This window comes from Planosporangium flavigriseum, assembly GCF_011947225.1.
In the GTDB taxonomy this organism is placed as follows: Bacteria; Actinomycetota; Actinomycetes; order Mycobacteriales; family Micromonosporaceae; genus Planosporangium; species Planosporangium flavigriseum.
In genome coordinates this window covers 107,653-121,947 of record NZ_JAATVW010000001.1, presented here as the reverse complement: position 1 = coordinate 121,947, position 14,295 = coordinate 107,653, and the positions used below count along the sequence as shown (strand labels likewise).

At 68.2% G+C, this 14,295-nt stretch carries 13 protein-coding genes; 5 read left to right on the top strand and 8 right to left on the bottom strand.

The window, feature by feature from the left end:
* Positions 1 to 25: 25 nt before the first annotated feature.
* The 3 genes from mmsB to HC028_RS00510 form a co-directional block, all read right to left on the bottom strand.
* A complete protein-coding gene (mmsB, locus tag HC028_RS00520) occupies positions 26 to 1,327 on the bottom strand; it encodes a multiple monosaccharide ABC transporter permease (RefSeq protein WP_168071722.1) in 1,302 nt (433 codons plus the stop codon).
* The gene (gene mmsA / locus HC028_RS00515) at positions 1,324 to 2,871 is read right to left on the bottom strand and encodes a multiple monosaccharide ABC transporter ATP-binding protein (RefSeq protein ID WP_168071721.1); all 1,548 of its coding nucleotides are present in this window, start codon (positions 2,869 to 2,871) and stop codon (positions 1,324 to 1,326) included. The genes mmsB and mmsA overlap by 4 nt, the downstream gene beginning before the upstream one ends.
* A 295-nt stretch (positions 2,872 to 3,166) precedes the next feature.
* Positions 3,167 to 4,333, bottom strand: a complete 1,167-nt coding sequence (locus tag HC028_RS00510) for an ROK family transcriptional regulator (RefSeq protein WP_168071720.1) — start codon at positions 4,331 to 4,333, stop codon at positions 3,167 to 3,169.
* Positions 4,334 to 4,424: 91 nt separating this feature from the next.
* Here HC028_RS00510 and HC028_RS00505 point away from each other — a divergent pair, with 91 nt between their 5' ends.
* Both HC028_RS00505 and HC028_RS00500 read left to right on the top strand, forming a co-directional pair.
* A complete protein-coding gene (locus HC028_RS00505; protein ID WP_168071719.1) occupies positions 4,425 to 5,723 on the top strand; it encodes a DUF1479 domain-containing protein in 1,299 nt (432 codons plus the stop codon).
* A 59-nt stretch (positions 5,724 to 5,782) separates the two neighbouring features.
* A complete protein-coding gene (locus HC028_RS00500; protein WP_168071718.1) occupies positions 5,783 to 6,856 on the top strand; it encodes a Gfo/Idh/MocA family oxidoreductase in 1,074 nt (357 codons plus the stop codon).
* Positions 6,857 to 6,907: 51 nt separating this feature from the next.
* On the opposite strand, the gene HC028_RS00495 is transcribed toward HC028_RS00500, so the two are convergent.
* From HC028_RS00495 to HC028_RS00475, 5 genes are all read right to left on the bottom strand, one after another.
* Entirely contained in the window at positions 6,908 to 8,122 is a 1,215-nt protein-coding gene (locus tag HC028_RS00495) for an AGE family epimerase/isomerase (RefSeq protein WP_168071717.1), read from the bottom strand.
* 124 nt (positions 8,123 to 8,246) lie between these two features.
* The gene (locus tag HC028_RS00490) at positions 8,247 to 8,879 is read right to left on the bottom strand and encodes a response regulator transcription factor (RefSeq protein ID WP_168071716.1); all 633 of its coding nucleotides are present in this window, start codon (positions 8,877 to 8,879) and stop codon (positions 8,247 to 8,249) included.
* Positions 8,876 to 10,021, bottom strand: coding sequence for a GAF domain-containing sensor histidine kinase (locus HC028_RS00485; RefSeq protein ID WP_168071715.1), 1,146 nt, complete (start codon positions 10,019 to 10,021; stop codon positions 8,876 to 8,878). The genes HC028_RS00490 and HC028_RS00485 overlap by 4 nt, the downstream gene beginning before the upstream one ends.
* A gap of 156 nt (positions 10,022 to 10,177) precedes the next feature.
* Positions 10,178 to 11,881, bottom strand: coding sequence for a monocarboxylate uptake permease MctP (gene mctP / locus HC028_RS00480; protein ID WP_239075383.1), 1,704 nt, complete (start codon positions 11,879 to 11,881; stop codon positions 10,178 to 10,180).
* A gap of 3 nt (positions 11,882 to 11,884) precedes the next feature.
* A complete protein-coding gene (locus HC028_RS00475) occupies positions 11,885 to 12,358 on the bottom strand; it encodes a DUF3311 domain-containing protein (protein ID WP_168071714.1) in 474 nt (157 codons plus the stop codon).
* A 389-nt stretch (positions 12,359 to 12,747) separates the two neighbouring features.
* Here HC028_RS00475 and HC028_RS00470 point away from each other — a divergent pair, with 389 nt between their 5' ends.
* The 3 genes from HC028_RS00470 to HC028_RS00460 all read left to right on the top strand — a co-directional run bounded on the left by HC028_RS00470 (position 12,748) and on the right by HC028_RS00460 (position 14,272).
* Positions 12,748 to 13,002 carry a hypothetical protein gene (locus HC028_RS00470; protein WP_168071713.1) on the top strand — a complete coding sequence of 85 codons (255 nt, stop codon included), beginning with the start codon at positions 12,748 to 12,750 and terminating at the stop codon, positions 13,000 to 13,002.
* Between the two features lie 82 nt (positions 13,003 to 13,084).
* Positions 13,085 to 14,125: a glutathione S-transferase family protein gene (locus HC028_RS00465; RefSeq protein WP_168071712.1), complete on the top strand. Its 1,041-nt coding sequence runs from the start codon at positions 13,085 to 13,087 to the stop codon at positions 14,123 to 14,125.
* A gap of 9 nt (positions 14,126 to 14,134) precedes the next feature.
* Positions 14,135 to 14,272: an EAL domain-containing protein gene (locus HC028_RS00460; RefSeq protein ID WP_168072159.1), complete on the top strand. Its 138-nt coding sequence runs from the start codon at positions 14,135 to 14,137 to the stop codon at positions 14,270 to 14,272.
* Positions 14,273 to 14,295: the final 23 nt, after the last annotated feature.

Here is a 14,295-nt window from a genome sequence, read left to right as displayed (position 1 = left end):
AGTTCCGCCCCGCTGGCTATGACCGTCAGCCGGCCACCGGGGTCTTGGCGGGCTCGGTGCCCGTGGGGGTGGGGGTGGGGGTGACGGGGATGGGGGTGGAGCCGCGGAACGGGCGCATGATCGAGTCGATCACGGAGAATCGGCCCTGGCGCTTGTTGTACACATCGAGCGCGACCGCCAGCAGCAGTACCAGGCCCTTGATGATCTGCACCTGGTCCGAGCCGACGCCGAGCAGTTGCAGGCCGTTGTTGAGCACGGCCATGACCAGGCCGCCGACGATCGACCCGCTGATGGTGCCGAGACCGCCGGAGACGGCCGCGCCGCCGATGAAGACGGCGGAGATCGCGTCCAGTTCCCAGTTGAGGCCGTCCTGCGGGCCGGAGGCCGAGGCCCGGGCAATGAAGATCATGCCGGCGAGCGCCGCGAGGGCGGACATGTTGACCATGACCAGGAAGTTGACCCGGCGGAGCTTGACGCCGGACAGTTCCGCAGCGCGGGAGTTGCCGCCGACCGCGTAGATGTGCCGGCCGCCGGCGGTGTTGCGGGTGATGAACGAGTAGATCAGCACCAGGACGGCGAGGATGATGCCGGAGATCGGGAAGCTCGTGCCCACCCGGCCGCCGGCGAAGCGCAGCGTGGCGAAGACGATCACCGCGAGGATGATCGCCAGCCGGAGGCCGGAGACCCACAGCGGCGCGGGCTCGGCGCCCAGATCCTGGCGCGTCTTGCGGGCGCGCCACTCGCGGACCACGACCGCCGCGCAGGCGAGCAGGCCCAGCAGCAGCGTCAGGTTGTTGTACCCGGTGTCCGGGCCGACCTCCCAGAGGTAACCCGCGCCGATGTTGCGGAACCCCTGCGGCACCGCGATCGTCTCGGCGTTGCCGATCGCCTGGTTGCCGCCGCGGAACAGCATCATGCCGGCGAGGGTCACGATGAACGCCGGCACGCCGACGTACGCCACCCAGAAGCCCTGCCAGGCGCCGATCAGCGCGCCGACCACCAGGCCGAGCAGGATCGCCGCCGGCCACGGCAGGTGGTACGTGTGCATGGACTTGGCCACGACGATGCCGACGAACGCGGCGACGGAGCCGACCGACAGGTCGATGTGGCCGGCCACGATGACCATGAGCATGCCGATGGCCAGGATCAGGATGTACGAGTACTGGCTCACCAGCGTGATGAGGTTGCCGGAGTTCAGCGTCAGCCCGTTGGTCAGGATCTCGAACAGCGCGACGATCCCCACCAGGGTGAAGATCATGCCGAACTGCCGGGCGTTGGAGGTGGTACCCCCGAAGAGGTGCTTTCTGAGTTCTGCGAATCGGCTCATGACATCTGCATCTTCTTGGTCGAGGTCATCAACTTCATGAGGGTCTCCGGGTCGGCGTCCCGGCGCTCGATGCTGCCGGTGATGGTCCCTTCGAACACGGTGTAGATGCGGTCGCACAGGCCGATCAGCTCGGGTAGCTCCGAGGAGATGACGATGACGCCTTTGCCCTGGTCGGCGAGCCGCTGGATGATTCCGTAGATCTCGTACTTCGCGCCCACGTCGATGCCCCGGGTGGGTTCATCGAGGATGAGCAGGTCCGGGTCGGTGAACATCCACTTGCCCAGGACGACTTTCTGCTGGTTGCCGCCGGAGAGCTTGACGACGCCCTCGTCGACGGTGGGGGTCTTGATCCGGAGGCTGGTTCGGTACCCCTCGGCCGCCTGGTACTCCTTGGCCTTGTCGACGACGCCGGCCTTGGAGATCTTGGACAGCTTCGCGGCCACCACCGACGTCTTGATGTCGTCGAGCAGGTTCAGGCCGACCGCCTTGCGGTCCTCGCTGACGTACGCCAGACCGTGCGCGATCGCGTCGGCCACGTTCTTCAGCTCGATCTCCTTGCCGTCCTTGACGATCCGGCCGGAGAGGTACGTGCCGTAGGAGCGGCCGAAGATGCTCATCGCCAACTCGGTGCGGCCGGCGCCCATCAGGCCGGCGAAGCCCACGATCTCGCCGCGGCGCACGTTGAAGCTGGAGCCCTTGCACACCATCCGCTCAGCCGAGACCGGGTGGCGTACCCACCAGTCGCTGACCTCGAAGAAGACCTCGCCGATGTTCGGGGTGTGGTCCGGGAACCGGCTGCTGAGTTCCCGGCCGACCATGCCGCGGACGATCCGGTCCTCGTTGATCCCCTGGCCCTTGACGTCCAGGGTCTCGATGGTCCGGCCGTCGCGGATGATGGTGATGGAGTCGGCGATCTGCTCGATCTCGTTCAGCTTGTGCGAGATCATGATCGAGGTGATGCCGCGCTCCCTGAACCCGCGGAGCAGGTTGAGCAGGTGTTGCGAATCGTTCTCGTTGAGCGCCGCGGTGGGCTCGTCGAGGATGAGGAGCTTCACGTCCTTGGCGAACGCCTTGGCGATCTCGACCAGTTGCTGCTTGCCGACGCCGATGTCCTTGATCAGGGTGTCCGGGTCCTCGTTGAGGCCGACCAGCTTCATCAGTTCGGCCGCCTTGCGGTTGGCGGACTTCCAGTCGATCCGGCCGAGTCGACGGGGCTCGTTGCCCAGGAAGATGTTCTCGGTGATCGACATGCCTGGGACCAGGGCCAGTTCCTGGTGGATGATCACGATGCCGGCGCGCTCGCTGGCCCGGATGTCGGAGAACCGGACCTCCTGCCCCTGGTAGACGATCTCCCCGGCGTATGAGCCGTATGGATAAACGCCGCTGAGCACCTTCATGAGGGTGGACTTGCCGGCGCCGTTCTCCCCGCAGATCGCGTGGATCTCCCCGGCGCGGACGGCCAGGTTGACGTCCGACAGTGCCTTGACGCCGGGGAACTCCTTCGTGATGGAGCGCATCTCCAGGAGTACGGGAGCTTCACTCATCGGCCGTCTCCCTGATCGGGAGCGGTCTGGTGGACGGCTCCAGATTTTTGGGTTCCGCGCCACGTCATCAATGTCATGTTGCCTCCGGGAGCGCTCGTGGGCGGCTCGGTTTTTGTTGTGGCGCCGAACTTATTCGACCGCGCAGACGCTTCACAAGGGGCACGTGGTCCCCATCAGGTCACAACTTGGCAATGTGAGCGTCGACGTCTGTTTCCCGAGAGTCATCTCCGGGCGGTGCCACCCCGCACCTGCTCCGGCGATCGGGTGCGCCGGAGTCGAGGGTGGGCCGCGAGGATCAGGATGCCGGGGTCGGCGGCGAATATCCGATTGCTGCCGCGACGATGACGGCGCGTAGTCGATTGAGTGCGTCGCTCCGCGCGCCGGTCAGCGACGGCTCGACCATCAGCTCCGCGGCTCGGACGGGGACGTGCCGGGGAAGCTGCGTCGCGGCCGCGGCGATGGTGTCAAGGATGGCGGGGTGGCTGCCCCAGGGGCCGCCGACGATGACCACCTCCGGGTCGGCGAGCGCGCCGAGGGCGGCGAGGATCCCGCTCACGGCCTGGCCCAGCGCGTGGCGGGTAGCCAGTGCCCGGGGGTCGGTGCCGGTGGCGGCGGCGAGGAGGCGGTCGACGTCGATCGCGGTGGAGTCGGACTGCCGGAGACCGAGTTCGCCGAACACCTCGATGAGGCGGGTCGCCTGGCCGCTCGGGCCGACGGTGACGAGGTGGGCGAGCTCGCCGGCGAGACCGGTGCGCCCGCGTCTGACCTCGCCGTCACTGACGATCGCGCAGCCCAGGCCCTCGCCGAGGAAGACGTACGCGAAGTCGGTCAACGTGGTGGCGCCGGCGTTGTTGCGTTCGGCCTGCGCTGCCCAGTTCACGTCGTTGTCGACGGTGACCGGGCCGTCGACGTGCGCTGCCAGGATCTCGACGGGATCGAGCTCGCCGAGCAGGAACGGCGAGTCGGGTAGCTGAACCATCCGGCCGGTGGTGCGATGGACCGGGTCGGCGGCGCTCACGACCGCCAGGTGCGGGGTCGGTCCGGCGCTGTGCCGGGCTTCCGCGACGGCGGTCCGCAACGCGGCCGCGACCTCCTGGGGGCGGGCCGGTCTGCCGATCTTCTGTTCCGCGCGCGATACGGTGTCGCCGTAGGCGTCAACGCATTCGGCCACGATCCCTTCGGGTGCGATGCTGACGGCCAGGGCGGTGCCGGCGTCGGCAGCCAGGGCGTAGTACGAGCCCACCCGGCCACGTCCACGGCCGCCGGGGGTGCGTTCCCCGGTGTCCACCACTACGCCGGCCTCGGTCAGCCGGCGCACACTCTCGCCCACGGTCGGCTTCGAGATGCCGGTCTCGGCGGCCAGTTCGGCTCGCGTCAGCCGCCTGTGCTGCATCAGGGCGCGCAGGACGTGCTGGTCCGTCAACGAACGCAGCAGCTCCAGCGAGGGCTTGGCCGGATCCACGAAATCAATTCTAGGCAGGACCCTTGCCTAGAAAGTTGGACGCCCCTACATTGACTTCAAGTTAGGAGAGCTGACTAGAAGGAGCGCCGCGATGTCAGTCCAGCCCGTACTCGAAAAGGTCGCGCTTCCCCCGCTGCCGCACTGGGAGCAGACGCCGGCGGACCTCCCGGCCGCGATCAGGCAGATCAAGGCGGCGCTGCGGGCCCGGGTCGCCGCCTCGGGCCGGTCGGTCGAGGAGGTCTTCGCCGTCGTCGAGCAGCGGATCAAGGCCGAGGTCGACGAGATCGCCGCCGCCCGGGCGCGGGGTGAGTCGATCTGGCCGGTCATCGACTACGCCGACATCGAGGCCGGCACGGTGTCGGACGAGGCGCGGGCGTTGCTGCGCCGGCGTGGCTGCCTCGTCGTGCGCGGGCACTTCGAGCGGGAGCAGGCCCTGGCGTGGGACCGCGACATCGTCGACTACGTCGAGGGCAACAAGTTCTTCGAGAACTACCGCGGCCCCGGCGACGACTTCTTCGGCAGCGTGGGCTCCAAGCCCGAGATCTACCCGATCTACTGGTCGCCCGCGCAGATGCAGGCGCGGCAGAGCGACCGGATGGCGCGGGTACAGGCGTTCCTCAACAGCCAGTGGCAGCACGAGTCCGAGGGGGAGCGGTGGTTCGACCCCAACCGCGACTCGCTGTACCCGGACCGCATCCGCCGCCGCCCGGAGGGCGCCGACTCGGGCGGGCTCGGCACCCACCTCGACCCCGGCACCCTCGACCTGTGGATGACCGAGGCCTACCAGCAGGCGTTCCGCCACCTGTTCGACGGCACCGTCGAGCAGTACGACCCCTGGGACCCGGCCTACCGCACCGCCGGACCGCAGTACCCCGGTACGACGATGTGCTCGGCCTTCCGCACCTTCCAGGGCTGGACCGCACTGTCCGACATGGACCACGACCAGGGCGTGCTGCACACCGTCCCGATCCCGGCCGCCATGGCCTACCTCATGCTGCGCCCGCTGCTGGCCGACGTGCCCGACGACGACATGTGCGGTGTCACCGTCAATCAGGTCTTCCCGGCCAACGAGAAGTGGCACCCGCTGCTCATGCAGGCCCTGACCGGTATCCCGGACGTCACGGCGGGCGACTCGGTGTGGTGGCACTGCGACATGATCCACAGCGTGGCGCCGGTGAAGAACCAGCAGGGTTGGGGCAACGTCATGTACATCCCCGCCGCCCCCTGGTGCCCCCGCAACGAGCGGTACGCGGCCAACGTCCGGGAAGCCTTCCGCACCGGTTCCAGTCCCGGCGACTTCCCGGCGGAGCACTACGAGCGCACGTGGGCCAACCGCTTCCAGGTCGACGACCTCAACGACACCGGACGGCGCGGCCTCGGCCTCGACTGAGCGTCACGAGTACGCTGCATCGTCCGCCACCGTCGGCGTAACGGAGTGGGGGAGCGGGAATGTTCGACACCGCCACCAGCGGGGGACCAGTACGTACCGCCGTCGTCGGCTACGGGCTGGCCGGATCGGCCTTTCACGCACCCCTCATCGCCGCGACCGACGGACTTGCGCTCACCACGGTGGTAACCAGCAACGACGAACGGGCCGCGGCCGCCCGTGAGCGGTACCCCGACGTCACCGTCGTGCCGACCGTCGACGAGCTGTTGCGTAGGCGGGACGACATCGATCTGGTTGTGGTCGCCAGCCCGAACAGTTCGCACGTGCCGATCGGTCTCGCAGCGCTCGGTGCCGGCCTGCCGGTTGTCATCGACAAGCCCGTGGCTGCGACGGTCGCCGCCGCATCCCAACTGCGCGCCGCCGCCGTGAAGAACAACCTGCTCATCAGCGTGTACCACAATCGCCGGTGGGATGGCGACGCCCGCACCCTTCGCGCGCTCCTCGCGCAGGGGCTGCTCGGGACCGTGCACCGGTTCGAGTCCCGCTACGAGCGGTGGCGCCCGCAGGTCGACGCGTCCAGATGGCGCGAGCAGCCGGGCAGCGACGTCGCGGGGGGCCTGCTGTACGACCTCGGCAGCCACCTCATCGACCAGGCACTGGTGCTGTTCGGCCCGGTCGACAGCGTGTACGCCGAGGTGGGCGGGGTGCGAGCCGGTGCGAAGGTCGACGACGATGTCTTCCTCGCCCTGACCCACGCAAACGGCGTCCGTTCGCACCTGTGGGCCTCGGCCGTCGCTGCCGATTTTGGTCCGCGCCTTCGAGTCCTCGGGTCGGCAGGCTCATACGTCAAGTACGGAATGGATGTGCAGGAGGACGCCCTGCGCAGCGGTGGCACGCCGCGCGACCCAGGCTGGGGTGTGGAGCCCGAAGCGGCCTGGGGCCAGCTCGGCGAGCCCGGTAGCGGGCGCTCGATTCCCACCGAGGCTGGGGCGTACCAGGACTTCTATCGCGAAATCCGGGACGCGCTGCGCAATGGGGCGCCGCCGCCGGTGACGATCGACGAGGCGATCGAGGTCCTGGCCGTTATCGAGGCGGCTCGACGCAGTGCGGACGAAGGCGTGACCGTCCGAATGTGACACGGGGATGTGCAGCCGTTGACGGCTGCACATCCGCGCTGCGCCGTTGGTTCAGCGCGCTCCGCGCTGCTTCAAGGCGGTCGCCGCAGTCGGCGCCAGCGGCAGCGACGGGAACAGCACGGACTGGAAGATGTGGTAGACGTCCGCCTTGCCGGACCAGGTCGAGGACGCCGGCTGCAGGTCGGTGCTCAGTTCGTGCCACCAGCTTCCGCCGATCCGGTCGACGTAGAACCGCTCGATCTCGTCCCACCACCGCGCGCCGAGCTCGGCAAAGCGCGCGTCGCCGGTGCGCCGGTGCAGTGCGTCGGCAGCCAGAACGGCTTCACACATCACCCAGTGCAGGCGTCTGGTGACCACAGGGGTTCCGTCCATGTCGACGGTGTAGACGATGCCCGGGCGGCCGTCCGGACGCCAGCCGTCAGCGACGGCGACGTCGAACAATCCGGTGGCCGCTTCAAGCATCCACGGTGGCGCGGCAGGGAGTGCGGCTTCGAGGTTGAGCAGCAGACGTGCCCACTCGAAGGAGTGTCCGGGGGTGGCGCCGTACGGGCGGAACTGGTCGTCGCGACGGTCGCTGTTGTAGTCGAGGATCGGGCGCCAGGATTCGTCGTAGTGCTCGGGGACTCGCCACTCATGAGCCCGGGCGTGGCCGTTTACGATCTTGGTGGCAATGGAGAGCGCGCGCTCACGCCAGACCGCGTTGCCGCTCGCATCCGCCGCCACGAGGTAGGCCTCCAGCGAATGCATGTTGCTGTTGGCGCCGCGGTAGGGCTCCAGCTCGGTGAAGTCGGGGCTCCACGATTCCAGCGCGCACCCTTCCTCGTCGGACCAGAACCGCTTCTCGATCACGTCAGTCACCGCGGCGAACGCGTCCTGTGCGCCGGGCACGCCGGCGACGACCGCACTCGCGCCGGCCAACAACACGTGAGCATGCGCGTAGCTCATCTTCGTGGCGTCGATGATGGTGCCGTGGAAGTCCAGGCTGGTGAACCAGCCGCCGTGCTCGGCGTCGGCGTACTCGGTCATCATCGCTCGGACGCCGGACTCACTGAGTTGCACGGTGTCAGGTACGCCGAGCAGATGCGCCAGCGCGAAGACGTAGGTCATCCGGGCGTTGGCGTAGAGCGGGCGCGGCAGGGACGGGTCGACCGCGCCATTGACGTCGAGCCAGCCGAATCCGCCTTCAGGCAGGGCGCTGCCCCGCGCGAACGCGATAAGCCGGGCCGCTTCGGCAGTGCGCCATTCGGCTGATCCTGGTTGATTCACCGGCGTTCCGTTCTATCTATGGTGAGTGCTGGCAAGCAACTCCCATACCTGGCGAAATCCTGTTCTAGCAGCTTAGGCGCGTCTCAATTGGCGGACCTGTGGAGGTCGCCGCTCGCCGGCACGGTCAGAGAATGCCGAGCTGGTTGGCGCGCGCCAGAGCTTCCACCCGGTTGTGGGCGCCGAGCTTCTGCATGGTCCGTTGCAAGTACGTCTTGACCGTGTTGCGGGTCAATCCGAGCGCTGTAGCGATTTCGGGGTTGGTCTGGCCCATCGCCACATGGCGGAGGATCTCGTACTCGCGGCGGGTCAGCCCATGCTCGCGCAGCTTACGGTGGAGGATGTCTCCTCCGTCGTGCCCGGTGTTGGCGTAGACCACACGTTCGCCGGCGGCGACCCGCCGGATCGCGTCGACCAGATCGGCCTGCTCGATGTCCTTTACGACGGCGCCGTGTGCTCCGGCGGCGAGGGCGGCATCCAGTGCGGCGTGGTCGGGGTACGCGGTAAATATGATGATCTTGATCGTGGGATCCTGGGCCAGCAGCGCTCGGATCGTCTCGGGGGCCAGCATGTCGGGTAGCCGCAGGTCGAGCAGGACCACGTCAGGATGGGATTGGCGCGCTGCTTCGATCGCTTCTGAAGCGCTGCGGGCGTAGCCGGCGACCGTGACGAACATGGTGCGCTGGAGGGCCAGCGCCACCCCGTCGAGGACCACCGGATGGTCGTCGACGACCAGGACGCGTAGGGCTGGAGTACTCATGCGGGTACCCAGGCCTGCACCGTCACCCCACCGTCGTCGTTTTCGGTGACGCCGAGCGTGCCACCGACTCGCGCGAGCCGATCGGTGACCGCAGCCAGCCCAAGCCCGTCATGGCAGGTCTGGTCGGCGGCGATGCCCTCGCCGTCGTCGGAGACGGTGACCATGACGCCGTCGCGGGTCGCGAAGGCGCTGACCACCACGGATTGCGCCCGGGCGTGCTTTTCCGCGTTGAGCAGCGCCTCCCGCGCAGCGTCGGCGAGCGCGCGGAGGCGGGCGGGGGCGAGGCCAGGTAGCTCGGTCAGGGTGATCATCCGGGCGATGACGCCGGTACGCTCGGAGAACGCCCGGCAGTGTTCGCGCAGTGCGACGCCCAGGGCAACCTGCTCGGGTGGCGCACTGAGCACGTGGAGAGACCCGCGCAGAGCCGCGATGGCTTCGCTGGCCTGCTGGTCGATCATGGCCAGTCGGGCGCGTACCGTGTCGTCGAGGTTTGGCTCGTCGTGCAGTCGCCGGATGCCGGCTCCCAGAGTGAACAGCATCGCGCCAACGGTGTCGTGCAGTTCGAGGGCCATCCGGCGGCGTTCCTCGTGGGCGGCCACCTCGGCGGCGTGCCGGGAGCGCTCGGCGATGACCTGAGCGGCGGCCATCCTCGCCGCTACCTGCTCAAAGGCGTGAATGGTGCGGTCGTCGAAACGGTGCCTGTATCGGTCGGCGCCGTAAAGCACACCGAGTAGGCGGCCGTCGTGGAGGATCGGCGCGGCGATCATCGCGTGCACCCCCTCGGCGGTTACGTGGGGCATGAAGTCCAGGCCGATTTCGGGCGATTCCCGATAGTCGCTGACCCACAGCGGGCGGCGAGCCATCAGGACCTTGCCGCCCAGACCTGCGCCGGCTGGCACGACGAGCCCGTTGGCCACGCCGGTGTAGTCGTTCACGAAATCGCCGAGTACGAGCTGTTGCGAGCCACGGGGCGAGCCGACGAAGGCGACCTCAACACCCGTCAACTTCGGCACGGCGGACGACAGGCGGCGCATCGCCGTGTGGTGGTCGAGCAGCGCCAGGATTTCGGTGTACTCCTCGTTCAGCTCGGCAAGCACGTCGAGCCGGGGACGACCGTTTCTGCGGCAACCCGCATCGGACATCTGGCCACGGCCTCCGATCGAAGATCCAACTGCCGGAGCCGGCAGGTACTGGCCGGCGGCGGGTTGGTGGGGCACCCTGAGGCGTCATTCTTAACCCGCCCGCCTGCTGCGTGGTACCTCCGGATGGAGGAGATCTTCGGCGGCGTCCGCGGGGGCTTATCCAAACCGCGCAGCGCCGGCCCCCTCGCCTCCGAACCGGGCAGCAACGGCTCCCTCGCCACCGAGGGGTGCGGGGAGTTCGTCGGCTCGCGGATCGGCCGCGTCGGCGGTGTAGTCCTCCGGACGCGTGCGGTCATGTCCCGCCGGGACGCCAGCGATCCGGAGTACGACAGTGGCGGCGACGGCGACGGCGAGATTAATCAGCAAAGCCGCGAAGCCGGCATAGACCGTCACTTTCGTGTCAAAGCCGAAGTGCCACAGTGGATAGGAGGAGCCGCCCCAGTGGGGCCGGACGATGGTGGCGCCGTTCGGGCCGCCCCGCTGGGGAATCTGGTAGATCATGACGATGCCGGCGACCAGGCCGGCGACCAGGCCGGCCACCAGTCCCCAACGGTGCAGCCACCGGGTGTAGAGGCCGAGGAAGACCGCAGGTACCACCTGCATGATGACGACCCCTCCGATGAGCTGCACGTCGATGGAGAACTGGGGGTCGAGAAAGAGGATGAGCGACACCGCCCCGAACTTCACCAGCAGCGAGACCAGCTTGCTCACTCGCGCTTCCTCCGCGGCGCTCGCCCTGGGGTGGATGAACTCCCGGTAGACGCTGCGGGTGAACAGGTTCGCGGCACCGATCGCCATGATGGCGGACGGCACCAGAGCCGCGATACCGATCGTCGCGAACGCCACTCCGGTGAACCAGGGCGGCCCGATCCGGTCGAACAACCGCGGAACCACGGTGTTGAGGTCGCCGACCTTACCGTGCGCGGCGTCGGCGCCGACCGGCTGGATGCCCTCCGTCAGGGCGATGTAGCCGAGCAGGCAGAGCAGCCCGAGCAGGATCGAGAACACCGGGAGGGCGATCATGTTGTGTTTGATGGTCGTCCGGCTGCGGGCTGCCAGAAACCCGGTCGTGGCGTGTGGGTACATGAATATGCCCAGAGCCGAGCCGATCGCCAGGGTGATGAAGTTGAGCTGCTGGTTGGAGTTCAGTAGTAGCCCGTCGAATGCGGACGACGTCTCGTCGAACCTGGCGGCGGCGCGCTGGAACACGTTTCCCCAGCCGCCCTGGGTGAACGGCAGCACCAGGACCGCCGCGACGATCGTGAAGCAGACCAGGGCGTCCTTGACGAGCGCGATCAGTGCGGGCGCGCGCAGCCCGGCGTGGTAGGTGTAGAGGGCCAGTACCACGAAGGCGAGGGTGACCGGCCACGGCCCGGTCACGCCCATGGTCTTGAACACCGCCTCGATGCCGACCATGTTCAGTGCGACGTACGGAATGGTGGCGGCGATCCCGGTCAGCGCCACGAGCAGGGCAAGGGTGGGCGAGCCGAACCGGGCACGCACGAAGTCGGCGGTGGTGACGAACCCGTGTACGTGCGACACCGACCATAACCGCAACAGCGGTAGGAAGAGCAGCGGATAGGCCATGACCGTGTACGGCACGGCGAAGAAGCCCACCGCGCCGGCGCCGTACATCAGAGCCGGCAGCGCCACGAAGGTGTACGCGGTGTAGAGGTCGCCGCCGAGCAGGAACCAGGTGTTCCAGGAGCCGAAGCTGCGCCCGCCCAACCCCCACTCGTCCAGCGAATCCATCGACTGCGGCCGGCGCCACCGGGAGCTGGCGAACCCGAGCACGGTCACCGTCGCGAAAAGGATCATGAAGATGACCAACTGCGTGTAGTGGTCTTGAAGCCGGGGCATTGGTCACCGCCCTCGCTTCGTCGCGAGGTGCACGGTCAACATGCATGCCGTGGCGAGCAGGTTCAGTGACAGGGGAAACCAGTAGAAGAACGGCATACCGCCGAACTCCGGCTCCATGCGGTTGTAGAAAGGGACGAGCAGCGACATGACGATCGGTACGAGCAGCAGCAAGTGCCACCCGCTACGGCCGTTGTGGCGCTGGATTGCGGTATTGGTGTGCCGGTGCCCAGAACCGGCATCGCGGACCGGCTCCCGCAGCCCCCACGTGTCAGGTGATCGCTGATAGCCAAGCTCGGCGCTCGCGCCGTAGCGGTGTCGCCCGTCGGGCGCCGCTGGCGGTTGCTGTCCAGGACGGGACGCGAGCGGAGGCACCGGCGCTACCCCGGTCGGTCGATGCACCGGCGCAGTTCCAGCGGCGGGGCTGTCGGCCCCGTGCGTTCTTGATGCCTGGCCGGTCGGGCGAGGGATGTCGTACATGGCGGGCGGTCTCTTTCGGAGCGAGGTGAGCGACGTCGGACCGGGGAGTCCGGAGCGCGGCGATACCAAGCCGAGGTGGGGTAGGTCAGCGGGCACGGTGGGCGGTGCTGGCCGAGGATTCGGGGTGTGGATCGTCGGCCGGGCGTCGTGGCGAGGGCTTAAGCCGTCATCGTCGCGCAGATCATGTTGCCGCGACATCTCCGTGTGGAGACCTCCCTATGGGGTCTCTGACTACCGAGGCCCGTGCCGCCGACCAGGTCACGGGGCATGCGACGCTGGTGGCGCGACCGTCTCCAGGTGGAGATGTCCGCGGCGCGGTGGTTCGCCGAATGGCAACTTCGTGCAGTGGCCGGTGACACTGCGAGCCTCGCGCCCTACAGTGTGCGTCGATGGATGCACCCATAGCGATGGACTCCTCGCTGCATGTCACCGTCGGTGGCCTTTACGCCGGGCTCGTTATCGGGTTCGGAGGGGGCTGGTTGTATGCGGTGTGCCGGCGGGCGTGGCGGGATCTGGCCGGGGCGAAGAGTACGGCTGCGGCGGCGGGAAAGACCGCATGGGCCCGGACGTTGGACCTGATCGTCTTGGGATTCCTCCTGGCTGTGGCCGCGGCATTGATGCTCGGCAATATCGGTGGCGGGTAGACCCCTGGCCAGGGGTGGCCGGCACCCCGCCGGTCGGGGGGTGCCCTGCATACCCGCCGACAGAACCGGGAAAACTAGCACCATGGTCGAGACGGCAACCGGCGGCGACGCGAGACCGGCCGGCGAGTTCAAGCGGGATTCGAACTACATCACCACCCGTATCACCGCCGACGGGCGCGACGGGTACCCGGTGGAGGCCGGGCGGTATCGCCTGGTGGTCAGCCGGGCCTGCCCGTGGGCGAACCGAGCGATCATCGTTCGCCGCCTCCTGGGTCTGGAGGACGCGCTGTCCATGGGCGTGTGCGGGCCGACCCACGACAAGCGGAGTTGGACGTTCGACCTCGACCCCGGCGGGCGCGACCCGGTGCTGGGCATCGAGCGGATCCAGGACGCCTACTTCGCTCGCTTCCCCGGCTACGAGCGGGGCATCACCGTCCCGGCGCTCGTCGACGTTCCCTCCGGCCAGGTCGTCACGAACGACTACGCGCAGATCACCCTCGACCTGTCCACCGAGTGGCGGGCCCACCACCGACCAGGCGCGCCCGACCTGTACCCCGAACGCCTGCGCGACGAGATCGACGACGTCAACCGCGTCGTGTTCGCCGACGTCAACAACGGCGTGTACCGGTGCGGCTTCGCCGGCACCCAGGAGGCGTACGAGGCGGCCTACCGTCGCCTGTTCGACCGGCTCGACTGGCTCGCCACCCGCCTCGAGCGGCAGCGTTATCTCGTCGGCGACACCATCACCGAGGCCGACGTCAGGCTGTTCACCACCCTCGTGCGCTTCGACGCCGTCTACCACAACCACTTCAGATGCAACCGGAGCAAGCTCACCGAGATGCCCGTGCTGTGGGCGTACGCCCGCGATCTGTTTCAGACGCCCGGCTTCGGTGACACCATCGACTTCGACCACATCAAGCGCCACTACTACGAGATGCACCGGGACATCAACCCGAGTGGCATCGTGCCGGTCGGCCCCGACCTGGCGGGATGGCTGAGCCCACATCGCCGGGAAGCGCTCGGCGGACGCCCCTTCGGCGCCGGAACCCCGCCGCAGCCACCGAAACCAGACGAAACGGTTTCGGCAGAGCACACACCTGCCGGCTGGGCATCCCGACGCTGACGGCCCACCATCGCCACCGCCGTGATCCACGTGGCGAAGGCTCTGCGCCTGGACGTCGTCGCCGAAGGCGTCGAAACCTCCGAGCAGGCGAGCCGGCTGCGTCTGCTGGGATACCGGAACGGGTGGGGGATGTTCCTCGGCTGTTAGCCATCCGGTCATCTGCGCAGGGA

Bases quoted from the DNA above. Each gene is read 5' to 3' on its own strand.
- mmsB (WP_168071722.1), bottom strand. From the start codon at position 1,327: ATGAGCCGATTCGCAGAACTCAGAAAGCACCTCTTCGGGGGTACCACC.
- mmsA (WP_168071721.1), bottom strand. From the start codon at position 2,871: ATGAGTGAAGCTCCCGTACTCCTGGAGATGCGCTCCATCACGAAGGAG.
- HC028_RS00505 (WP_168071719.1), top strand. From the start codon at position 4,425: ATGTCAGTCCAGCCCGTACTCGAAAAGGTCGCGCTTCCCCCGCTGCCG.
- HC028_RS00500 (WP_168071718.1), top strand. From the start codon at position 5,783: ATGTTCGACACCGCCACCAGCGGGGGACCAGTACGTACCGCCGTCGTC.
- HC028_RS00490 (WP_168071716.1), bottom strand. From the start codon at position 8,879: ATGAGTACTCCAGCCCTACGCGTCCTGGTCGTCGACGACCATCCGGTG.
- HC028_RS00485 (WP_168071715.1), bottom strand. From the start codon at position 10,021: ATGTCCGATGCGGGTTGCCGCAGAAACGGTCGTCCCCGGCTCGACGTG.
- mctP (WP_239075383.1), bottom strand. From the start codon at position 11,881: ATGCCCCGGCTTCAAGACCACTACACGCAGTTGGTCATCTTCATGATC.
- HC028_RS00475 (WP_168071714.1), bottom strand. From the start codon at position 12,358: ATGTACGACATCCCTCGCCCGACCGGCCAGGCATCAAGAACGCACGGG.
- HC028_RS00470 (WP_168071713.1), top strand. From the start codon at position 12,748: ATGGATGCACCCATAGCGATGGACTCCTCGCTGCATGTCACCGTCGGT.
- HC028_RS00465 (WP_168071712.1), top strand. From the start codon at position 13,085: ATGGTCGAGACGGCAACCGGCGGCGACGCGAGACCGGCCGGCGAGTTC.